Consider the following 23180-nt stretch of genomic DNA (forward strand, 5'->3'; position numbering starts at 1 on the left):
GCAATCACACAAAAAGTAGGGGCATGAGGGGTCACTTCGCGTCAAACCGCCCGTCACTCACCATTTTTTGATAGCAAAAGGACAAAGTGTGCTGATTAGACCAGTATTTTGCTGCGATTTGCGCTGAAGTCTCTATAATTGCTGTCAGTAAGGACAAATTTGCATGGTATGCGCCGTCATAACATGCCCACCGGCTGGAATCCGCATTAAGCTGCACAATAACAGCGAATAGGAGAAGTAAGCGTCAAGATGTCTACAAAAAACCAAGTTTTAGTTTTAAATGGCCCAAACCTCAATTTGCTTGGCAAGCGTGAGCCCGAGCATTACGGCGCCCAGACCCTGAGCCAAATCATGGCGGGTTTAGAGGCACAAGCCGCTACCTTGGGTCTCAGTCTTGAACACTTTCAATCCAATAGCGAAGCTAGCCTCATCGATAAAGTCCACCAAGCCATGGAGACCGTGGACTTTATCATTATCAACCCAGCAGCGCTGACCCATACCTCTGTCGCCCTGCGTGACGCCCTATTAGGGGTCGACATCCCTTTTATCGAAGTGCACTTGTCGAATGTCTACGCACGTGAGTCCTTCCGGCATCACTCGTACTTTTCGGATAAAGCTGTCGGGGTGCTCAGCGGCTTTGGTGCTGATGGTTATGAATTCGCCTTAACAGCGGCCGCGCGTCATTTGGCGTTTGCGGCTGAGTAAAACAAAACATAAAGAAGAGACCTATCATGGATATCCGTAAGATTAAGAAACTGATCGAGCTTGTTGAAGAGTCAGGCATCTCTGAGCTAGAGATTGCCGAAGGCGAAGAGTCAGTTCGTATCAGCCGCTCTTCCCCAGCGGCGCCTGCGCAAATGGCTGCGCCACAATACGCACCGGCACCCGCCCCGGCACCCGCCGCGCCTGAAGCGCCGGCCGCCGAACCTGCAAGCGCACCGCAACCGAGCGGGCATCAAGTGCTTTCACCGATGGTCGGTACCTTCTATCGTGCACCAAGCCCAGAATCGGCCGCATTTGTCGAAGTCGGTAGCCACGTGCAAGAGGGCGACGCCTTGTGTATTGTCGAAGCGATGAAGATGATGAACCAAATCCAAGCCGACAAGAGCGGTGTGGTCAAAGCGATTCTCTGTGAAGACGGTCAGCCCGTTGAATTCGACGAACCACTCGTGATCATCGAATAAGCGAGGGCGCATGTTAGATAAAATTGTAATTGCTAACCGCGGTGAAATTGCATTGCGCATTTTGCGTGCGTGCAAAGAGCTGGGGATTAAAACCGTCGCGGTGCACTCGACCGCTGACCGCGATCTTAAACACGTGTTGCTCGCCGATGAAACCGTCTGTATCGGCCCTGCACCGAGTAACCAAAGCTATCTGAATATTCCTCGCATCATCAGCGCCGCTGAAATTACCGGCGCGGTGGCCATTCACCCCGGTTACGGCTTCCTATCCGAAAACGCTGATTTTGCCGAGCAGGTTGAGCGTTCAGGGTTTGTCTTTGTCGGCCCCAAAGCCGAGACCATCCGCCTGATGGGCGATAAGGTATCGGCGATTGAAGCGATGAAGAAAGCAGGGGTGCCCTGTGTCCCGGGTTCAGATGGCCCGCTGGGTAGCGATCAGGAAAAAAACAAAACCATTGCCAAACGTATTGGCTATCCGGTGATCATCAAAGCATCCGGTGGCGGCGGTGGCCGGGGGATGCGCGTGGTGCGCTCTGAAGCAGAGCTTATCGATGCGATTGCCATGACCCGCGCCGAAGCCAAATCTGCATTTAGCAACGACATGGTTTACATGGAAAAATTCCTTGAGAACCCTCGCCATGTTGAAGTGCAAGTCTTGGCCGACGGTCAAGGCGGGGCGATTCACCTGGGTGAACGCGATTGCTCAATGCAGCGCCGTCACCAAAAAGTGGTTGAAGAAGCGCCAGCCCCTGGTATTACCGCAGAGATGCGTAAATTCATTGGCGAGCGCTGCTGCCGCGCATGTGTTGAGATCGGTTATCGCGGCGCAGGTACCTTTGAGTTCTTATATGAAAACGGCGAGTTCTACTTTATTGAGATGAACACTCGCATCCAGGTCGAGCACCCCGTTACCGAAATGGTGACTGGCGTCGACTTGGTCAAAGAACAACTCCGCATTGCGGCGGGTCAGCCACTGTCGTTCACCCAAGACGACATCCAAATTCGCGGCCACGCGGTGGAATGCCGGATCAACGCTGAAGATCCAGAGCGCTTTATCCCGAGCCCAGGCAAAATTGAACGCTTCCACTCACCAGGCGGAATGGGCGTGCGTTGGGAGTCACACGTGTACGCGGGCTATCAAGTACCGCCCCACTATGACTCCATGGTCGGCAAGCTTATCTGTTACGGAGAGAACCGCGATGTCGCCATTGCGCGCATGCGTAATGCCCTCGCGGAAACCGTGATTGATGGGATTAAAACCAACATTCCTCTCCAGCTCGATATTATGAATGACGAGCACTTCCAACACGGCGGTGCCAACATTCATTATCTCGAGAAGAAACTCGGCTTGTCATAATCATGCCGCTGGCCATCACCGATGGTCATGCCATCAACGTTAGCAACCAAACCGCCGTTAATCGGCGGTTTTTTGCATAAAACCCGCGCTAACTGGCAAAAAATCCCACCCACCCTCAATGCTCATCATGCTGTCATCATCTTGTGCAGCGAGCACAGTACGGATCTGGTAAAATCGCCGTATTCCTTTTCCGACACGAGACTCACCATGCCTTGGATCCAACTCAAATTGAATGCGACGTCTGATAACGCCGAAGCGATTGGCGACCTGCTAATGGAAGAAACCGGCGCGCTGTCTGTCACCTTCTTAGACGCGAAAGACACACCGGTTTTTGAGCCCTTACCCGGTGAAACCCGCTTATGGGGCGAGACAGATATCATGGCCTTGTATGATGCGCACACTGACATGCGCGATGTATTGGCCATGATCAGCACCAGCCCACTGCTCGCTGATGACTTTGCCTATAAAGTAGAGCAACTGGAAGACAAAGACTGGACACGCGCATGGATGGATAACTTTAAGCCCATTCAATGTGGCCAGCGATTGTGGATCTGTCCAACCTGGTGTGAAGTGCCTGATGATAAAGCTGTGAACGTGATGCTCGACCCGGGCCTCGCCTTTGGCACCGGCTCACACCCAACCACCGCACTGTGCTTGGAATGGCTTGATAGCCTAGATCTAAGTGGCAAAACCGTGGTTGATTTTGGCTGTGGATCCGGCATTCTCGCGATTGCGGCGATTAAACTGGGTGCCGAGCGTGTGATTGGTATTGATATTGACCCACAAGCGCTGTTGGCATCAAAAGACAACGCCGAGCGCAATGGTGTCGCCGACCAACTTCACCTCTATCTTCCTAAGGACCAACCGGCCGATCTCAAAGCCGATGTGGTGGTTGCTAACATTCTTGCCGGACCGTTGCGTGAATTATCGAGTGTCATCAAAGGCCTGATCAAACCCGGCGGTCAGCTAGCGATGTCTGGCGTGCTAGAAACTCAAGCGGATGATGTGGCGAACCATTACCGTGACAGTCTCACTATCGACCCGATTGTCGAGCGCGAAGAGTGGTGCCGCATAAGCGGGGATTTACCTGCTTAAATAGCTCATTGGTACCCATAAAGCCTGACACACTCGCCACGCCAGTGCATCAGGCTTATTTAATGAGCATACCGAACTGCTTGATTAATCAGCGAAACGCCATCGATACAAAAAGAACTGTAAAAATCAAGCCATCAATGCTCAAATATTGTCCTTTTCAGATACTGAAAAAATGCGTAAAATGCGCGCCCTTGCTGACTCAGAGCGGCTGAAGAGGATTTAGAGCTTTTGCGTATCGGACCCTACACCCTGGATGTCCCCTTGATCGTGGCCCCAATGGCCGGCGTGACAGATAGACCATTTCGTGAGTTATGCCTTGCACATGGTGCGGGCATGGCGATCAGTGAAATGATGTCGTCGAATCCGGCGTTGTGGCGAACGAGCAAGTCGCAAAAGCGCATGGTTCATATTGACGAATCCGGTCTGCGTTCAGTGCAAATCGCGGGGGCTGAACCCGAGCTTATGGCTGACGCGGCGCAGTTTTGTGTGGAGAACGGGGCGCAAATTATTGACATCAACATGGGTTGTCCAATGAAAAAGGTCAACAAAAAGTTAGCAGGCTCTGCCTTGCTAACGCGGCCTGATCTCATTGAACAAATCCTCAAAGCCACGGTAAACGCGGTGGATGTTCCCGTGACACTCAAAACACGTACAGGCTGGGATCCGGACAATAAGAATTGTGTTGAGATCGCCCGGATGGCGGAAGATTGTGGCATCCAAGCCCTTGCACTACATGGCCGCACGCGTGCCTGTATGTACAAAGGTGAAGCAGAATACGACAGCATTAAGGCTGCCAAGGCAGCGGTATCCATTCCGGTGATTGCCAATGGCGACATTGACTCACCAGAAAAAGCCCAGTATGTCCTCGACTACACGGGTGCGGATGCGGTAATGATTGGTCGCCCTGCTCAGGGACGCCCGTGGATTTTTCGCGAAATCCACCACTATCTCACCACAGGTGAGCACTTGCCTGCCCCTTCGTTAGAAGAGGTTAGGACGATTTTGTTGGGTCATGTTCAAGAGCTTCATCAGTTTTATGGGGAGCTCAAAGGGTTACGTATTGCCCGTAAACACGTGGGCTGGTACCTAAAAGAGCATGACCAAATTGGCGACTTTCGCCGCACCTTCAACGCAATCGAAGATGCACCACAGCAGATCGATGCGCTGCAAGGCTACTTCGACAACGTTGCATAAATACGAGAAGAGCTGACAGAATATGTTCGAACAAAACCTGACTTCCGAAACATTGACAGTAACGACTGTAACTTCACAAGATCAAATTACGCAAAAGCCACTTCGTGACTCTGTAAAAGCGTCCTTGAAGAACTACCTCGCGCAATTGAATGGCCAGGAAGTCAACGATCTGTATGAGCTTGTCCTCGCAGAAGTTGAGCAGCCACTGCTGGATACCATCATGCAATACACGCGCGGCAACCAAACCCGCGCAGCCACCATGATGGGCATCAACCGCGGTACATTGCGTAAGAAACTGAAAAAATACGGCATGAACTGATTGCCGAGGAATAAATCCTTGATAATAAAGCCGTGCCACCTTCTTGGGACACGGCTTTTTTGTTATCTGTTCCCCTAACATGTCCATTCGATAAAGGCTTAAGGCTTTGCATATCAACCAATTAACCCTGACCGGCTACAATAACTGTTTTACTGCTTCGGCTTTTAATGGTTCGGGATCACGTTTATGCTCATAGACACCTCTTTTAGCGAGTTTAGATAACTAAAAGCTGCCTAACAAATCATTGGCGATTCAGGCACAAGCATGACACTCAGACTGAAGTTGACCATTTAAGATAACTCCATGCACCTCAGCTGGCGTTTCATGTCTCTGCGCTTAGCCTTGTCTCCCAGAAGTTTTTCAGACCGCTGTCAGCCTCTCATAAAGAATAATCTAGATCGTTGATTTGAAGAACATCACTTGTGGCACGCAAGCTATTTCAGTTGGTCATAACGACAGAGATCATACAATCTGCTGCTTCACCAGCAGATCGAGCCTTTAAAAAACAGTATCATATTAAGTCTTATCAAGCTGAACAGACACCACCATACGCAGCGGCGAGCAAATGAACATAGCTATCGAGGATATCCTAGACCTAAAAACCCTGGTTGAGTCTGACCAAGTCGAGTTCAAACTGGCTGGCGGTAGAGACGGTAAAGGAGCATTGCCCAAAGACTTCTGGTCATCCTACTCGGCCATGGCCAACGGCCGTGGCGGGTGGGTTATACTCGGTGTTCTAGAAAAACATGGTGAGTTCACTCCTGTTGGCGTCAGCGAACCCGAAAAAGTGAAAACAGACCTTTTCAATCAACTCAATGATCGCGACAAGGTCAGTAGCAATGTAATATCCAATCAGGATGTACAACATGTAATGCTACAGGATAAGCCTGTACTGGCTGTTCACGTTCCACCTGCATCTCGCAAGCAAAAGCCTGTTCATCTGAAGAAAACGCCTTTCGGAAATACTTACTTACGTATACACGAGGGAGATCGTCGCTGTGACGATGAAACAGTCAAGCGCATGCTCGCTGAACAGCTCTATGACAGTCGCGACAATGAAGTTCTTTCGGATCATTACAGTTTTGCTGATGATATCAGCATTGATAGCTTGAAGACCTACCGCAACCTGCTCGCAGCACATAGTCCCCAGCATCCATATCTTGAATATGAACTCTTCGAATTATTCAAAAAGATAGGTGGATGGCGAAAAGACCGTGAAACAGGCAAGCAAGGGATCACCATAGCAGGCATACTCATGTTCGGTAATTGGGAAGCTATTACCGCAGCAGCGCCTAATTACTTTGTCGATTATCAAGAACGACCCGAAGCCAAGACTGAACTACGATGGATTGATCGTGTCTGCCCTGATGGCACTTGGTCAGGCAACCTTTTTGATTTCTATCGCAAAGTCTACCAAAAGCTTACAGCCGAACTAAAAGTACCATTCACGCTAGAACAAGGACAACGCAAAGCTGATACGCCTGTTCACACTGCACTTCGTGAAGCACTAGTCAATTGTATCGTCCATGCAGACTTTACTGAGCGCGTTTCTATTTTAGTCGTCAAACGGCCGGATATGTTCGGTTTTCGAAATCCCGGTCTAATGCGAATACCTCTGGAAGAGGTAATTGCAGGGGGAACCAGTGATTGTCGCAACCGTCTGCTACATCAGATGTTTCTTCTGATAGGCTTAGGCGAACGAGCGGGTTCTGGTATGCCAAAAATCTTTAGTGGGTGGAAATCCGTAAACTGGCGCACTCCAAAGCTCTGGGAGAAAATGCCGCCGGCTCAAACATTATTAGAGCTATCTACAGCGAGTTTAATCCCAAATGACATTCGTAAGCTTCTACACCAACAATTTGGTGAGAGCTTTAACAGATTGGATGACTTTGAACAACTCATTGTGACAACCGCAGCGGTGGAAGGGTGGATCAATCATGAACGTGCTTGTCAGCTTACAACTCGTCACTCAAGGGAAGTGACACTCGCTTTACCTCGTTTAGAAGCTAAAGGGTTTCTTGTGTCAAATGGGGAGCAGAAACAAAAGACCTACACATTGCCCGGCGTAACGCTACCTACTCCAGACGAAGTATTTGCCTCTATTAGTACTAGAAATATTGCAAGCTCTCTCGAAACCTCCACATATAACAAGCCTAGCTCCACACATAACGGTTTTAACTCCACATATAACGAAGAGAGCTCCAAACATAGTGCCCCCCCATCAAATAGAGATAACCACGGCCGTCTCATCGCTCTAGAGCATTTTGACTTACCATTTATAGACAGAGTGGAAGAATTGAGCAGTAGCCTCAGAGAAGAGCTAATGGCTTTTGCTCAAGCACCTAGAAAGAAAAAGCGTCTCAGAAAAGAACAGATGACCTCTGCTATCGCCAATGTATGCCAGGGGCACTACGTTTCCGCCGCTGCCTTAGCTGTCATTTTAGATAGAGACCAACAATCAATACGGCAGCAGTACCTTAAGGCTATGGTAGACAATGAGCAGCTTGGTCTGGCCTTCCCTCAGTACAAAAATCATCCAAGACAAGGCTATACCTCATTAGTCCAAGAGGACTAAGGTAAAAGCCAAACAAACACAAGAAACCTGACAATATGGCACGAGCTAATCAATCATTCGTTTGGTTATGATAAAACGGGCTAGCCGTCAATCGGTTAGCCCGTTTTTGTTATCTATGAGCGCGCAAAGCGCCCCACCCTAGCAGCATGAGTTGGAGTCTTCGCTGTCCGCCAGGGTTTCTAATATCGAGCAATGAGTCGCGTCATCGTCGTCCATCCCGCAGCAGGCGGCATTTAGACGTGTCAGTGCATGCTTGACCCGCTCAAGCGCGGCTATCTTCTCTGAGACCTCATTCAGGCGCCGCTGGGTGATCCCTTTTACTTCTGCACAGGTGTGTAGCGTCGCTTCTTCGCGAATGTCAGACAGCTCGTGAATTTCATCAAGCGATAACCCCATCTCTTTGCCGCGTAAAATGAACATCACTTGGCTAATGGCCTCATCGGCATAAAGCCGGTATCCACCCTCTGTGCGTGCACTCGGTGCGAGCAAGCCAGATTTTTCATAAAAGCGCAGCGTATCGGTGGAGACACCACAGTGCTTGGCTAGCTCACCTATTTGCAGCAACTTGGTCATCACCGCTCCTTTTCATGTTGGATGAACTCTCTTTTTGTAGCAAAGGCGGGCCCTTATGACCAGCGTTGCATGAGAACCAGAAAGCACTGAGGTGTAAAAACAATAAAAATGTCGCCATCAGCAAATAGCAATCGATTGCGCAGACAAAATCAGATAGAATGGCGCCGTTTTGGCGCTTGCCGGTTTAATAAAGCTCACCCCTGTTGTTATACATAGTGAGCTTTGATAAGCATTCAATCTGTCAGTGAAGAGAACTAAGCCATGGAAAATCTGCGTCCTATTCGTCGCGCGTTACTGAGCGTGTCTGATAAAACCGGTGTGGTCGAGTTTGCCCAAGCACTCGCCCAACGCGGTGTCGACCTACTATCGACCGGCGGCACGGCCCGTTTACTCGCAGAAAACGGCCTTGCGGTCACCGAAGTGTCCGATCATACCGGTTTCCCCGAAATGATGGATGGTCGTGTGAAAACCCTCCACCCGAAAATTCACGGCGGCATTTTGGGCCGACGCGGTCAAGACGATGCGGTGATGGAACAGCATCAGATCGCACCGATTGATATGGTGGTGGTGAATCTCTACCCGTTCGCACAAACCGTTGCCAACCCAGATTGCACACGCGAGCAAGCCATCGAGAATATCGATATCGGCGGCCCAACCATGGTGCGCTCAGCGGCGAAAAACCATGCCGACGTCACCATTGTGGTGAACAGCCAAGATTATGATCGCGTGCTCACCGAGATGGATCAGCACCAGCAGTCTTTGACACATGCCACGCGCTTTGATTTAGCCATTGCCGCGTTTGAGCACACCGCGGCCTACGATGCCATGATTGCGAATTACTTTGGCACCCAAGTGCCTGCCTACCATCACGCCGAAGACAGCCAAGACTCGCCATTCCCACGTACCCTGACCCAACACTGGGTCAAAAAGCAAGACATGCGCTATGGCGAGAACAGCCATCAGGCAGGCGCGTTTTATACTGAAGCCCAACCGCAAGAGGCCTCGGTGGCGACGGCGACCCAGCTACAGGGCAAGGCACTGTCTTATAACAATATCGCTGACACCGATGCGGCACTGGAGTGCGTGAAAGAGTTTGAACAGCCTGCCTGCGTGATTGTAAAGCACGCCAATCCCTGTGGCGTTGCCATCGGTGAAGACTTACTCAGCGCCTATCAACGTGCTTATCAAACCGATCCTACCTCAGCATTTGGTGGCATTATTGCCTTTAACCGTGAACTGGACAGCGACACGGCACAAGCCATTGTCGAACGTCAATTTGTTGAAGTGATCATCGCACCTCGCGTCAGTGATGCCGCCAAAGCGGTGGTCGCAGCGAAGAAGAACGTACGCCTTCTCGAGTGTGGTCAATGGCAAACGCGCACCACAGGTTGGGATAGCAAGCGGGTTAACGGCGGCTTGTTAGTCCAAGCCCGCGACCAAGGCATGGTCGGCTTAGACGATTTGCGTATTGTCACTGAGCGCCAGCCCACAGACAAAGAGCTAAACGATGCGCTATTTTGCTGGAAAGTGGCAAAATACGTGAAATCGAACGCGATTGTGTATGCTAAAGACAGCATGACCATTGGCGTCGGCGCCGGCCAAATGAGCCGCGTCTACTCGGCGAAAATAGCCGGTATTAAAGCGGCCGATGAGCATCTCGAAGTGGCCGGTAGCGTGATGGCCTCCGATGCTTTCTTCCCTTTCCGTGACGGCATTGATGCTGCGGCAAACGCTGGGATCACCTGCGTGATCCAACCGGGTGGTTCGATGCGTGATGAAGAAGTGATTGCCGCCGCCAATGAGCATGGCATGGCGATGGTCTTTACCAGTATGCGCCATTTCCGCCACTAAGTGGGTATGAAGGAGAAAATATGAAGGTATTAGTGATTGGTGGCGGTGGCCGTGAACATGCCCTGGCGTGGAAAGCCGCGCAGTCATCAAACGTTGAAATCGTATATTGCGCACCGGGCAATGCCGGCACCGCCCACGAGGAAAAAGTCAGCAATATCGCCATTGCTGCTGATGACGTTGAGGGATTGCTGGCCTTTGCGCGCGAGCAACAGATTGGCTTAACCATCGTGGGCCCAGAAGCGCCACTGGTCTTGGGCGTGGTCGATGCCTTCCGTGAACACGGCTTGGCTATCTTTGGCCCTACTCAAGCAGCGGCACAACTTGAAGGCTCAAAAGCCTTCAGTAAAGACTTTTTGGCACGTCACGGCATTCCCACTGCCGCCTACCAAACCTTTTCGACGGTTGAGCCCGCGCTAGCCTACATCGCGGAAAAAGGTGCGCCCATTGTGGTCAAAGCCGATGGCTTGGCCGCCGGGAAAGGGGTCATTGTGGCGATGACCGAGCAAGAAGCCACCGAGGCGGTGCGCGATATGCTCTCAGGCAATGCGTTTGGTGAAGCCGGCCACCGCGTGGTCATCGAGGAGTTCCTGCAAGGTGAAGAAGCAAGCTTTATCGTCATGGTCGATGGTGAGCATGTGCTCCCCATGGCCACCAGCCAAGACCACAAACGGGTCGGTGAAGGCGATACTGGCCTTAATACCGGCGGGATGGGTGCATACTCACCCGCCCCTGTGGTGACCGATGCGATTCACCAACGCGTGATGGACGAGGTGATTATGCCCACCGTAGAGGGAATGCATGCAGATGGCATCCCCTACACCGGCTTTTTGTACGCGGGACTCATGATTACCGCCGATGGCAAGCCAAAAGTGATCGAGTTTAACTGTCGCTTCGGCGATCCGGAAACCCAACCAATTATGATGCGCTTGCAATCTGACTTGGTTGCGCTTTGCTTGGCGGGCACAGAGGGACGCCTTGATAAGGTCGAGTCTCACTGGGATCCGCGTGCAGCCGTGGGTGTGGTCTTAGCCGCTGGCGGCTATCCAGGTGAGTATCGAAAAGGCGATCGCATCACGGGTTTACCCACCGATAGTGAGACGGCCAAAGTGTTTCATGCCGGTACCGCGCTGAAAGACGGTGATATCGTGACCGCTGGCGGACGTGTGCTCTGTGCGACCGCATTAGGTGAGAATGTGACCACGGCAAAACAAGGGGCTGACGCGCTCGCGGCCTTGATTCATTGGCCCGGTTGTTTCTACCGCTGTGACATCGCCCACCGCGCCGTTTCACGCGAGCAAACGGCATAATTGTCGCAACATGATTTAAAAAATGCGCCCTGTTGGCGCATTTTTTATTCATCCAATAAGCGAGGACGCTGTAAACAACGCTTTTCTCCCTCGACATGCACCAAAAAGTCTATCTGGTCGCGACCGATACTAGGGCTGCCTCCCGCAATCACAAAGGTGCCAGGCTGGTTAATACGTTGCACCAAAGACGGTGTCATCGTCTCGGGCAATGCCCAACGCTGGCGATCGCCGTCGCAATCAACCCAATGTTCACCTTGTCGCTGCGCTTGCAGCACCGAGACATTGTTGGCTAATTGCGCCTGCGCTTGGCGCTCAATGTGATTCGCTTCTTGATACAAGCGGGATAACGTCGCACTGTCTAAAGGCAACAGCGCATCACCTTGATGATAGCGCTGGAACACCGGCTCACCATTGGCGTCAAACCGTACGTGCATCGAAAAGGGCACCAAGCGGTTATCGACCCGCTTTTTTCCTTCACGCTTTAAGGCACGCAGACTACCCGCTCGCCAAGCATATTCGCTGCGGTACTGGCCGTAATCGCCTTGCCACGCTCTCTCCGCTAAGCCGATAACCTGCCCCTGTTGGCTATCTAGCCAATAAACGGCGCGATAATCGCCCGCGGCGAATGCGGTGGTATGAGTGACGGGCGTTGGCGGCTTACCACTAGAACAGCCTGTCAGTGCCATCACTAAGGCAAGTATACAGAGGTGAAAGCGCATGGCGGGCTCAGAGACAAAAACGCCATAGCGGGAGGCTATGGCGACATCAGCATGCGTGCTTACTTAACAGCGTCTTTTAACGCTTTACCTGCGACAAACGCAGGGACGTTTGCAGCAGCGATTTGAATTTCTTGACCCGTTTGTGGGTTACGACCGGTGCGTGCTGCACGGTGGTTAAGCTTAAACGTACCGAAGCCAATCAATTGTACCTGCTCGCCTTCTTTCAAGGCGCCTTCAATACCGCCCAAAGTCGCTTCCAAAGCTGTTTTCGCTTGTGCTTTTGAAAGGTCCGCTTTTTCTGCGATCAGGTCGATCAGTTGGGTCTTGTTCATTATGTCTTCCCTTCTAGGTTTTTTAGAGACGAAGTCACTCTAATTCAAAAGAAGCCCGGCTGGCAAAGGTTTGTGGCGATGAGTGTGGCTGTATGGAGGCTCTTTAACCACAAACTGAGCGCGATCTCACAATTTGTTGCGTTTTTTCTCAGTTGAATGGTTGTAAAAGCCCGCCAATGGCCTGATCTTTAGGGTGTTGATTGGCTTTTAACTCCGGAAATCTATGCTCATTCTGGTTCTTTTTATCTCGCTTTCGATTGGCGTCTCCTTCATTTGCTCCGTACTTGAGGCGGTACTGCTCAGTATCACACCCAGCTACATTGCGAATCTCCGCCACCAAGGGCACCCTGCCGCCGAGCGCCTCAATGCGCTTAAAAAGGATATTGATCGCCCTTTGGCCTCCATTTTAACCCTCAATACCATCGCCCATACAGTCGGGGCAGCTGGCGCGGGGGCACAAGCGGCTCACGTGTTTGGTGACGCGTGGGTCGGCGTATTCTCCGCCGTATTGACGCTTGCCATTCTGCTTCTCTCAGAAATCATTCCCAAAACCATTGGCGCCAACTTCTGGCCCCAATTAGCCCCTGGCGCGGCACTGGTACTCAAGTGGATGGTGTGGGCACTGACGCCATTCGTTTGGCTGTCTGAGCAGATCACCAAGCGGCTCAGCGCGGATACCACCCATGTTAAACTACGTGATGAAATCTCAGCGATGGCAATGCTGGCATCAGAAAGTGGGGAAATGGGGGAAGACGAAACACAAATGCTTCATAACATGCTGAAGTTACGTGACCTGCCCGCAACACAGCTGATGACACCGCGCCCGGTCCTGTTTCGCATTCCTGCCGAGATGGATGTGAATACCTTCCTTGACGAGCACGGTGACTGCCCGTTCTCTCGCCCACTGGTTTACGGTGAACAGCGTGACGATATTCTAGGCTTTGTCCACAAGTCCAATATCTATGAAGCCAAAACCCAAGGCGCAGGCCAAACGCCGATAGGCAATCTCATGCGCCCCCTCGCGGTGATCCTTCCCGGGAACAGTGTTTTGCAAGCGTTTGATATCTTAATGATCCGCCGCGCTCAGTTGGCGATGATTGTCGATGAATATGGCACGGTGCAAGGTATTATCACCTTGGAGGATGTGTTTGAGTACTTAACCGGGCGAGAAATTATCGATGAGGCAGACACGGTAACTGATATGCAACAGCTCGCGTATCAACGTTGGGATGCATGGAAGAAGCAGCACAACATGATTGAAAGCCAAGATGACGATGAACCACCGGTCCAGCGACATACGGATGAGTCATGATCAGAAAAGGCGGCTCGCGCCGCCTTTTTATCGGGTGACGCGTGCTTACTCGACACCTAATCCAAGGTTACTGACGCCCGCCTCACGCAGCTCTTGGCGGATGCTTTTGATCATCTCCACATCACGGCTTTCCGCACTTTTTAGCACACGGAAAATCGCCCATTGGGCATCCCACTCTTCACAAACCGCTTCAAACCTCTTTTGATTCTCATCCGTCACCGCCTCACCGGTCTGCGCTTCTTCAAGCTGCGCTACGCTGAGGACCGACTGCTGAGAAACTTTTAATGTAATGGGCAAGATTTCATCACGATCTAACAAAGCGTGAAGAAGCTGAGACAAGGCGATGCAGGCATCAATCGCCGGATAAGTCAGATAAATGGCATCCTCATCAGCGACCGGAATTAATGGCTCTAGCTTTTCCAATTGTCGTTCGAAGTCAATTTTGGCACTTTTAACCGTCTGCGATTCCCATACCGCATCGAGAATATTGCGAAACGCTTGCGGGTCGGCAAATTCAGTTTGGGCACAGTAGAGCGCATAGTTAGGGACCATACGTTCCACCAGCGCAGCCATAAAACTAATGTGCTGCCAGTTTTCACATTTTTCCAAACGCAGTTGTAAAGGGTTTCGTAACATAGTCAGTGAGTCTTTAATATCGGGAAGGTATGTTGTCCTCATGGAATGCGGCCAGTGTACTTGATTCCCCCCACCATAAAAAGGAGCCTTTGTGGATAAAATCTACGTTATCAGCGAGCATGTCGAGACGTATCACCAGTTGCTTGAAACGGCTCAACTTCCCGATCTCGCTATCACCTCATCCGCAGAGGAGGCCAGTATCTGGTTGGCCGATCCGCCGCTTGCGGCCCCGCTATTACCCAACGCCAAGGCATTGCGTTGGCTTCAGTCGACCTTTGCCGGTACCGATGCCCTGATTAAAGCCCCTTTCCGCGACTATCAGCTCACCAATGTGCGCGGTATTTTCGGCGCATTGATGGCCGAATATGTCTTCGGGTTTGTGCTCAATGAAAGCCGGCATATAAGCCAGTATGCCGAACAGCAAGCACAGCGTTGCTGGCAGCCTCAGCCCTATCAGTCGTTGCGAAGACAAACGCTCGCCCTCTTAGGCACAGGGGCGATTGGCCAGCATATCGCGACCGTCGCACACGCCTTTGGCATGACCGTACTTGGCGTCAACCAAGATGGGCGGCCCGTCGATAGTTTTGATCACACACTGACGCTGCCAGCATTACAGCAACGCTTGGGCGAGGTAGATGTTTTGGTCAGTACCTTGCCCGCGACGCCAGCCACATACCAATGCCTGAATGCAGTTTTTTGGCAGCATGGGCAACATCTCTTGTTTATTAACGTTGGCCGTGGCGCGACCGTGGATGAGCTCGCCCTGCTCGACGCTTTAGACAACAAAAAACTACGCCTGGCGGTCTTGGATGTAATGCAACAAGAGCCACTGCCGAAGCAGCATCCCTTTTGGACACACCCCAACGTGAGAGTGACTCCCCATATTGCGGCGGTCAGTTTTCCTGAGCAGGTGTTTGCGCTATTTGCCGATAACTATCGCCGCTGGCATGCAGGCGAACCGCTCATGCACTCAGTCGATTTTGACAAAGGTTACTAGATGCTTTTCGAGGATTTAGACACGGCTTTAGCCGCGGCCCGAGCGTGTCGGTTATGCCAACACTGGCTATCCGATGGACCTCGCCCTGTTATCCAAGCCAGTGCTAACGCGCGAGTACTGATTATCGGCCAAGCACCAGGACAACGTGTGCATGAGAGTGGGCTGCCATTTAATGACCCTAGTGGTGATCGTTTGCGGGAATGGCTGGGGGTCACTCGCGAGCAGTTTTACCAGCCAGATTTATTTGCCATCATGCCCATGGGTTTTTGTTATCCCGGCAAAGGTCAATCGGGCGATTTGCCGCCGGCACGTATCTGCGCGCCTGTTTGGCACCAGGCAATCAAAGCGCATCTTCCTCACGTTGCGGTAACCTTGCTGATTGGCCAATATGCACAGCGGTACTATTTAGCCAATAAACCAAAAACATTGACCGAGACCGTCAAGCACTGGCAAAAGTGGGCGCCTCACACCTTTGCGCTGCCTCACCCTTCCCCCAGAAACACCTTGTGGTTACGTCGCAATCCGTGGTTTGAAGAGGAGGTGGTGCCCGCCATGCGCTATCACGTTCAACAGGCTTTATACGATTGAGGCTAAAAAGAACAACGCTCGCCAACTGGCGAGCGTGTTTTACTAATCGTGGTAAGGGCGCGAGAGTTCATGCACCGCATCAATGAAGGCACCTGCGTTTTCTGGCGGCACATCCAAATGAATGCCATGTCCAAGGTTAAACACATGGCCCGTGCCTTCGCCAAACCCTTCTAGGATGGTGGAAACTTCTTGGCGAATGCGTTCTGGGCTCGCATAGAGCATTGATGGATCCATATTGCCTTGCAGCGCCACTTTGTCGCCAATTCGCGCTTTGGCATCCGCGATGTTAATGGTCCAATCAAGCCCCACACCGTCACACCCTGTGGCCGCAATACGCTCTAACCACATGCCGGCATTTTTGGTAAACAGCGTCACTGGAACACGACGACCGTCGTTTTCGCGAATAAGACCATCCACGATTTTCTGCATATACTGCAAAGAAAAGTCGTTATAGTCGCGTGGCGTGAGCACGCCCCCCCAGGTATCAAACACCATGACCGACTGAGCGCCGGCTTTAATTTGGGCATTCAAATAGCTGATCACGCTATCGGCAAGTTTATCGAGCAAGGCATGCAGCGTTTGAGGCTCGGCATACATCATCTTTTTGATTTTGGTAAAGGCTTTTGAGGTCCCCCCTTCCACCATGTAGGTCGCCAGCGTCCACGGGCTCCCCGAGAAACCAATCAAGGGCACGTCACCATTTAACTCGCGACGGATGGTACGCACAGCGTTCATCACATACTGCAACTCCCCTTCGGGATCGGGCATGCCAATTTTATCCACATCAGCTTTACAGGTGATGGGGCGGGAAAACTTGGGGCCCTCGCCCGTTTCAAAGTACAGCCCGAGCCCCATCGCATCAGGAATGGTGAGGATGTCTGAGAACAAGATCGCCGCATCTAAATCGAAACGACGCAGTGGCTGCATGGTGACTTCGCAAGCCAGCTCGGCGTTTTTACACAATGACAAAAAGTCCCCCGCTTGCGCGCGCAGTTCACGATACTCCGGCAGATAACGACCCGCTTGACGCATCATCCATACCGGCGTGCAATCGACTGGTTGCTTGTAGAGGGCGCGTAAATAACGATCGTTTTTTAATTCGGTCATTGTGTTAAACCTGTATGCGAATAGTGGCGCTCATTGTATCACTGTGCGACAGCAACAACAGCCAAGCTTTGTTAACAGGATCATAAAACTGTCACCTAGGGACGGCAAAGGATTGCTGATCATTTAACCACATGTTACAACCAACCTATAACGACAATAGGTCTACGAAAGACAACATGTTCGCATCTTACCCCGGCTCCCCTACGGCCGGGTTTTTTTATGCCTGTGCCAAGGTGCAGCTGGCCTCAATAAGACGTCGAGCAATGGTGCCTTTAGGCGCGACTGGCGGTAGGGCGTCGCAGTCAAACCATTGTGCATCCGTCAATTCCTCATAATCTGGCCTTAGCTGACCGTCCGCATAGTCCGCCAAGAAGCCCATCATCAGATTGGAGGGAAACGCCCAAGGCTGGCTATCCATATAACGGATATTTTTAACACGAATGCCCGTCTCTTCCTCGACCTCACGCGCCACACACTGTTCGAGTGTTTCTCCGGGCTCGACGAACCCAGCAATCACGGTGTACATCCCCGTTTTATGCCTTGGATGTTGTGCGAGTAGTAACCGCTTATCATCACGTACCGCCACAATCACACAAGGCGACACACGCGGATAATCGTGACGCTGACAGTTGGCACACCGCATCGCTATCGCCTGAGCGTTAAACTCCGTGCGCTGACCACAGCGACCACAATACGCTTGCTGCTGGCGCATATAATCGAGCTGAACCACACGCCCCACTAATGCAAACAAGTCGGCTGACAGGCTGGGGAGTAAGTCTCGTAAACCGGCCATCTCATCATCCGGAAGCACCGGGTTACAATTAAATACCCCGACTACAGGCAGCTGCTGATAGTGACCGACAGTCACCATATCACCGCCGGAAAAGGGCAACTGCGACAAGGGGATACATGGCAGCTCACCCTCTGGTAGCCAAAGTTTGCCCTTGGTCATCGCGCACACATAGACGGCTTGTTGATTCTGAGACATGGTCACTTCCTTAGCCTTGCAGCTATACTTGAATACTGGCAATCTAGCTTTATAACGTGATGCAAAGGATTGAGCAGCCCGTTAATTTTCAGCCGGCCTTATATAGTGCCATTCATTCGCTGGTCGATCACGAGGATACCGATCATGCTGAGACAACTCGAACGAACCAAAGCACAATGGAGCGGTTACGACGAGGTTATCGATTACTGGCTCGAGCTACGTCGCCAACTGTTGGTGGAATATTACAATGTGGCTGGCGTGGCCGCGAAAAAGAAGCAAACCTTGCCAACCAAAGCGGAGCTTGACCGCTTCTGTGACTACCTAGTCGATTACATCTCCACCGGTCACTTCAAAATTTATAATATGGTCATGGAACGTTGGCAGTCGACAGGCTTCTCTGCCACCAAAGAGACAGACAACCTCTATTTCCGTATTGTCGACACGACTGATCCACTGCTGGACTACAACGATAAATTTAGCGCGGTCGACCTCGACGATGATGATTATGACGCCACGGATTTCGACCAAGACATGTCTGCGATTGGTGAGTGGCTAGAGCAGCGTTTTGAGTTAGAGGATACCCTGATTCGCGTCATTGCCGACAGCCTTGCTCATCCACCCGGTGCGTAACTCAACCTACCGTTTAGCCGTATAACGCCGCCAACCTAGGCGGCTTTTTTGTTGCTGTCATCACTGACAACCCCACACGCCAGATAAACAAAAGGCACCTCCGAAGAGGTGCCTTTTTATTTCGCTGTGGGCGTTGATGTTATCAACGCTTCCACGCTTAGCTGTCGTCGTTCAGACCTGCATTTAGCAGTGCAGCAAGATCTTGCGAGGCTTGCTCAGCATCGACCTGTGGTGCCACAGGCTGCTCTGGCTCGGCACGTTTCGCTTGGCGATCTTTGTGATACGCGAAGCCAGTACCGGCTGGGATCAGACGACCCACAATCACGTTCTCTTTCAGACCACGCAAGTCATCACGCTTACCGGCCACGGCTGCTTCAGTTAGCACGCGCGTCGTTTCCTGGAACGATGCCGCTGAGATGAATGACTCAGTCGCCAACGAGGCTTTGGTGATACCCAGCAGATCACGACCAAAGGTCGCCGGCTGCTTGCCTTCCGCTTCCAGATCGCGGTTAGCAATCATCACACGTGAGTATTCCACCTGCTCGCCTTCCAAGAACTCTGTATCACCGGCAGACTTAATGGTCACCTTACGCAGCATCTGACGCACGATGGTCTCGATGTGCTTATCGTTGATCTTAACGCCCTGCAGACGGTAAACGTCTTGGACTTCGTTAGTGATGTATTCTGCAACCGCGTGAATGCCACGCAAGCGCAGAATGTCGTGTGGTGATTCAGGACCGTCTGCGATCACATCACCTTTCTCGACTTTTTCACCTTCGAATACGTTAAGCTGACGCCATTTTGGAATCATCTCTTCGTAAGCTTTACCTTCTTCTGGCGTGATAATCAGGCGGCGCTTACCTTTGGTTTCTTTACCGAAGGAAACAGTACCTGTGATCTCTGCCAAGATAGCAGGCTCTTTTGGCTTACGTGCTTCAAACAGGTCAGCAACACGTGGTAGACCACCAGTAATATCCTTGGTACCGCCGCTTTCTTGCGGGATACGAGCAAGGGTGTCACCAATACCAACGCTTGCACCATCGTCCAGTTGAACAATCGCTTTACCTGGCAAGAAGTACTGAACCGGCATATCAGTGCCGGGTACCATCACGTCGTTGCCTTGAGCATCCACCAACTTCACTGCAGGACGCTTGTCTTTACCGGATGATGGGCGCTCAGACGCATCCATAACCACAATAGAAGACAGACCAGTTAGCTCGTCCGTTTGACGCTGCATAGTCGCACCATCAATCATATCCACGAAGCGAAGGCTACCTTCTACCTCAGTGATGATTGGCATGGTGTGTGGGTCCCAGTTAGCCACCACGTCGCCGGCTTCAACGGCTTCACCGTCTTGCTTACCAAGCATGGCACCGTAAGGAACTTTGTAGCTCTCTTTGGTACGGCCAAACTCATCCACAATGGTCATTTCTGTGGCACGCGAGGTAATCACTAGCTTACCATCGCTGTTAGTCACAGACTTGGCATTGTGCAGGTGCATAGAACCTTTGTTCTTCACCTGGATGTTGTTTTCTGCTGCTGCACGCGATGCCGCACCACCGATGTGGAAGGTACGCATGGTCAGCTGTGTACCTGGCTCACCGATAGACTGAGCGGCGATAACGCCCACAGATTCACCGTGGTTAACCAAGTGACCACGTGCCAAGTCACGCCCGTAACAGTTCGCGCAGCAACCAAAGTCAGTTTCACAGGTCACGACAGAGCGCACTTTGACCTTGTCGACAGAGTGGTGCTCAAGGATGTCACACCATTTCTCGTCCAACAGAGTATTGCGTGGTGCCAGCACTTCTTCTGTACCCGGCTTGAGCACATCTTCGGCCACCACACGGCCCAGCACACGCTCACGCAGCGCTTCTTTTACGTCACCGCCTTCGATAACCGCCATCATGTGGATACCGCCTTCGGTACCACAATCGGTTTCGGTCACTACCACGTCTTGGGCAACGTCAACCAGACGACGCGTCAGGTAACCTGAGTTCGCCGTCTTCAATGCGGTATCCGCGAGACCTTTACGCGCACCGTGCGTGGAAATAAAGTACTGAAGTACGTTCAGACCTTCACGGAAGTTCGCGGTGATTGGCGTTTCGATGATCGAACCATCCGGTTTCGCCATCAGGCCACGCATACCAGCGAGCTGACGGATCTGTGCAGCAGAACCACGTGCGCCTGAATCGGCCATCATGTATACGCTGTTGAACGAGCTTTGCGTCTCTTCTTCACCGTCACGGTTAATCACTGTCTCGTTAGACAGATTATCCATCATGGCTTTCGCGACTTGCTCGTTCGCCGCCGCCCAAATATCGATCACTTTGTTATAGCGCTCACCAGCGGTCACCAGACCCGACTGGAATTGCTCTTGGATTTCCGCAACTTCACTCTCAGCCGCTTCAATCAGATCGTATTTCGCTTGTGGGATCACCATGTCGTCGATACCGACAGAGGTGCCCGATAGCGCTGAGTAAGCAAAACCTGTGTACATGATTTGGTCAGCAAAGATAACCGTATCTTTCAGACCCAACTTACGGTAACAGGTGTTGAGCAAGTTAGAGATTTGCTTTTTGCCCAGCGGCTGGTTAACCAAGTCAAATGACAGGCCTTCCGGCACGATGGTCCACAGCATGGCACGGCCAACTGTGGTATCGACTAGCTCTACTTTCTCAGTGCGAGCGCCCATCTCATCGATATCGATTTGCTTGATGCGCACTTTTACACGGCTATGCAGTTCAGCATGACCGGTACGGTAAACTTTTTCAGCTTCACCTGGACCAGCCAAGTACATACCTTCGCCTTTACCGTTCACCTTCTCACGGGTCATGTAGTAAAGACCCAGTACCACGTCCTGAGACGGTACGATGATAGGATCACCGGATGCTGGCGATAGGATGTTGTTGGTCGACATCATCAACGCACGCGCTTCGAGCTGGGCTTCCAGCGTCAGCGGTACGTGAACAGCCATCTGGTCACCATCGAAGTCAGCGTTATAGGCCGCACACACCAATGGGTGTAGCTGAATCGCTTTACCTTCGATAAGCACAGGTTCAAACGCTTGGATACCCAAACGGTGAAGCGTTGGTGCACGGTTCAGCAGGACAGGGTGTTCACGGATGACTTCATCCAAGATATCCCATACCACAGCTTCTTCGCGCTCAACCATCTTCTTGGCGGCTTTGATAGTGGTCGCCAGACCACGGGTCTCAAGCTTGCCGTAGATAAACGGCTTAAACAGCTCGAGTGCCATTTTCTTTGGCAGACCACACTGATGCAGACGCAAGTATGGACCCACGGTAATCACCGAACGGCCAGAATAATCAACACGTTTACCCAGCAGGTTCTGACGGAAACGACCCTGCTTACCTTTGATCATGTCAGCCAGCGATTTCAGCGGACGCTTGTTCGAACCGGTGATCGCTCGGCCACGACGGCCGTTATCCAGCATTGCATCCACAGACTCTTGCAGCATGCGCTTTTCGTTGCGCACGATGATGTCTGGGGCCGCAAGATCAAGCAGGCGCTTCAAACGGTTGTTACGGTTGATCACGCGGCGATACAGGTCGTTAAGATCTGATGTCGCAAAGCGGCCACCATCCAACGGCACCAATGGACGTAGATCCGGCGGCAACACAGGCAGCACGGTCAGGATCATCCATTCAGGGTTGTTACCTGATTGCAAGAAGGATTCAACCAGCTTCAAACGCTTGGTGATCTTCTTACGCTTGGTCTCAGAATTGGTCTCTTCGAGCTGCTCACGCATTTGTTCTGTCTCAACCGACAGATCCATGTTCGCCAGCAGTGCTTTGACTGCTTCAGCGCCCATGCGCGCGTCAAATTCGTCGCCCCACTCTTCGAGTGCGTCTAGGTATTGTTCCTCAGACATCATCTGACCACGCTCTAGGTTGGTCATGCCTGGTTCGATAACAATGTACGACTCAAAGTAAAGCACGCGCTCGATGTCACGCAGTGGCATGTCCATCAGCAAGCCGATGCGCGATGGCAGCGACTTCAGGAACCAAATGTGGGCAACAGGAGAAGCCAGCTCAATGTGACCCATACGCTCACGGCGTACTTTGGTCTGAGTAACTTCAACGCCACATTTTTCACAAATGACGCCGCGGTGCTTGAGGCGCTTGTACTTACCGCAAAGACACTCATAGTCTTTGACCGGGCCAAAGATACGTGCACAGAACAAACCGTCACGTTCAGGCTTAAAGGTACGGTAGTTAATGGTTTCTGGCTTTTTCACTTCACCAAACGACCATGAGCGAATCATGTCAGGTGAGGCAAGACCGATTTTGATCGAATCAAATTCTTCGGTCTTATGTTGTGCTTTCAGAAACTTAAGTAAGTCTTTCACAATCGGCTCCTGTGAGGAGTTGACCCATAAAGGCGCTGACCGGCAGC

General features: G+C 51.7%; 20 protein-coding genes. 13 read left to right on the top strand and 7 right to left on the bottom strand.

All coding sequences use genetic code 11. The features are described from left to right. Positions 1 to 249 precede the first annotated feature (249 nt). The 7 genes from aroQ (at position 250) to C7A19_RS06005 (ending at position 7721) form a co-directional block, all read left to right on the top strand. Positions 250 to 705, top strand: coding sequence for a type II 3-dehydroquinate dehydratase (aroQ, locus tag C7A19_RS05975; RefSeq protein ID WP_069361534.1), 456 nt, complete (start codon positions 250 to 252; stop codon positions 703 to 705). A gap of 26 nt (positions 706 to 731) precedes the next feature. After that, positions 732 to 1184, top strand: a complete 453-nt coding sequence (gene accB, locus C7A19_RS05980; protein ID WP_069361535.1) for an acetyl-CoA carboxylase biotin carboxyl carrier protein — start codon at positions 732 to 734, stop codon at positions 1182 to 1184. Between the two features lie 10 nt (positions 1185 to 1194). After that, entirely contained in the window at positions 1195 to 2538 is a 1344-nt protein-coding gene (gene accC, locus C7A19_RS05985) for an acetyl-CoA carboxylase biotin carboxylase subunit (RefSeq protein ID WP_069361536.1), read from the top strand. Between the two features lie 207 nt (positions 2539 to 2745). Further along, positions 2746 to 3633, top strand: a complete 888-nt coding sequence (gene prmA / locus C7A19_RS05990) for a 50S ribosomal protein L11 methyltransferase (protein WP_077600652.1) — start codon at positions 2746 to 2748, stop codon at positions 3631 to 3633. A gap of 228 nt (positions 3634 to 3861) precedes the next feature. Next, the gene (gene dusB, locus C7A19_RS05995; protein ID WP_069361537.1) at positions 3862 to 4827 is read left to right on the top strand and encodes a tRNA dihydrouridine synthase DusB; all 966 of its coding nucleotides are present in this window, start codon (positions 3862 to 3864) and stop codon (positions 4825 to 4827) included. 22 nt (positions 4828 to 4849) lie between these two features. Next, entirely contained in the window at positions 4850 to 5146 is a 297-nt protein-coding gene (gene fis / locus C7A19_RS06000; protein WP_021024113.1) for a DNA-binding transcriptional regulator Fis, read from the top strand. 565 nt (positions 5147 to 5711) lie between these two features. Continuing rightward, on the top strand, positions 5712 to 7721 hold the full coding sequence (locus tag C7A19_RS06005) for an RNA-binding domain-containing protein (protein WP_069361538.1): 2010 nt from the start codon (positions 5712 to 5714) through the stop codon (positions 7719 to 7721). Positions 7722 to 7859: 138 nt separating this feature from the next. On the opposite strand, the gene zntR is transcribed toward C7A19_RS06005, so the two are convergent. After that, entirely contained in the window at positions 7860 to 8294 is a 435-nt protein-coding gene (gene zntR / locus C7A19_RS06010; RefSeq protein WP_069361539.1) for a Zn(2+)-responsive transcriptional regulator, read from the bottom strand. Between the two features lie 261 nt (positions 8295 to 8555). On the opposite strand from zntR, the gene purH reads away from it, so the two are divergent. Both purH and purD read left to right on the top strand, forming a co-directional pair. Continuing rightward, the gene (purH, locus tag C7A19_RS06015; protein WP_116644440.1) at positions 8556 to 10145 is read left to right on the top strand and encodes a bifunctional phosphoribosylaminoimidazolecarboxamide formyltransferase/IMP cyclohydrolase; all 1590 of its coding nucleotides are present in this window, start codon (positions 8556 to 8558) and stop codon (positions 10143 to 10145) included. Positions 10146 to 10165: 20 nt separating this feature from the next. After that, positions 10166 to 11452, top strand: coding sequence for a phosphoribosylamine--glycine ligase (gene purD / locus C7A19_RS06020; RefSeq protein ID WP_116644441.1), 1287 nt, complete (start codon positions 10166 to 10168; stop codon positions 11450 to 11452). Positions 11453 to 11496: 44 nt separating this feature from the next. On the opposite strand, the gene C7A19_RS06025 is transcribed toward purD, so the two are convergent. Together C7A19_RS06025 and hupA are read right to left on the bottom strand one after the other, a co-directional pair. Continuing rightward, positions 11497 to 12171 carry a DUF1481 domain-containing protein gene (locus C7A19_RS06025; protein ID WP_102504545.1) on the bottom strand — a complete coding sequence of 225 codons (675 nt, stop codon included), beginning with the start codon at positions 12169 to 12171 and terminating at the stop codon, positions 11497 to 11499. A gap of 59 nt (positions 12172 to 12230) precedes the next feature. Next, positions 12231 to 12503 carry a nucleoid-associated protein HU-alpha gene (gene hupA / locus C7A19_RS06030; protein ID WP_046074522.1) on the bottom strand — a complete coding sequence of 91 codons (273 nt, stop codon included), beginning with the start codon at positions 12501 to 12503 and terminating at the stop codon, positions 12231 to 12233. Between the two features lie 223 nt (positions 12504 to 12726). Between hupA and C7A19_RS06035 the strand changes: the two genes are divergently transcribed. Next, positions 12727 to 13815, top strand: coding sequence for a hemolysin family protein (locus tag C7A19_RS06035; RefSeq protein ID WP_077486498.1), 1089 nt, complete (start codon positions 12727 to 12729; stop codon positions 13813 to 13815). Positions 13816 to 13860: 45 nt separating this feature from the next. On the opposite strand, the gene C7A19_RS06040 is transcribed toward C7A19_RS06035, so the two are convergent. Then, a complete protein-coding gene (locus C7A19_RS06040; protein ID WP_116644442.1) occupies positions 13861 to 14451 on the bottom strand; it encodes a DUF416 family protein in 591 nt (196 codons plus the stop codon). Positions 14452 to 14542: 91 nt separating this feature from the next. Here C7A19_RS06040 and C7A19_RS06045 point away from each other — a divergent pair, with 91 nt between their 5' ends. Together C7A19_RS06045 and C7A19_RS06050 are read left to right on the top strand one after the other, a co-directional pair. After that, on the top strand, positions 14543 to 15448 hold the full coding sequence (locus C7A19_RS06045) for a D-2-hydroxyacid dehydrogenase (protein ID WP_116644443.1): 906 nt from the start codon (positions 14543 to 14545) through the stop codon (positions 15446 to 15448). Beyond that, the gene (locus tag C7A19_RS06050) at positions 15449 to 16036 is read left to right on the top strand and encodes a uracil-DNA glycosylase family protein (protein ID WP_116644444.1); all 588 of its coding nucleotides are present in this window, start codon (positions 15449 to 15451) and stop codon (positions 16034 to 16036) included. A gap of 42 nt (positions 16037 to 16078) precedes the next feature. On the opposite strand, the gene hemE is transcribed toward C7A19_RS06050, so the two are convergent. Together hemE and nudC are read right to left on the bottom strand one after the other, a co-directional pair. Continuing rightward, positions 16079 to 17143, bottom strand: coding sequence for a uroporphyrinogen decarboxylase (gene hemE, locus C7A19_RS06055; RefSeq protein WP_069361547.1), 1065 nt, complete (start codon positions 17141 to 17143; stop codon positions 16079 to 16081). A gap of 217 nt (positions 17144 to 17360) precedes the next feature. After that, positions 17361 to 18131, bottom strand: coding sequence for an NAD(+) diphosphatase (gene nudC, locus C7A19_RS06060; RefSeq protein WP_116644445.1), 771 nt, complete (start codon positions 18129 to 18131; stop codon positions 17361 to 17363). 144 nt (positions 18132 to 18275) lie between these two features. On the opposite strand from nudC, the gene C7A19_RS06065 reads away from it, so the two are divergent. Then, a complete protein-coding gene (locus C7A19_RS06065) occupies positions 18276 to 18761 on the top strand; it encodes an Rsd/AlgQ family anti-sigma factor (RefSeq protein ID WP_069361557.1) in 486 nt (161 codons plus the stop codon). 157 nt (positions 18762 to 18918) lie between these two features. On the opposite strand, the gene rpoC is transcribed toward C7A19_RS06065, so the two are convergent. Continuing rightward, complete coding sequence (gene rpoC, locus C7A19_RS06070) at positions 18919 to 23133, bottom strand: DNA-directed RNA polymerase subunit beta' (RefSeq protein ID WP_069361558.1); 4215 nt, start codon at positions 23131 to 23133, stop codon at positions 18919 to 18921. Positions 23134 to 23180: the final 47 nt, after the last annotated feature.

Origin of the sequence: Salinivibrio sp. HTSP, assembly GCF_003390965.1 — a bacterium.
GTDB lineage: Bacteria > Pseudomonadota > Gammaproteobacteria > Enterobacterales > Vibrionaceae > Salinivibrio > Salinivibrio kushneri.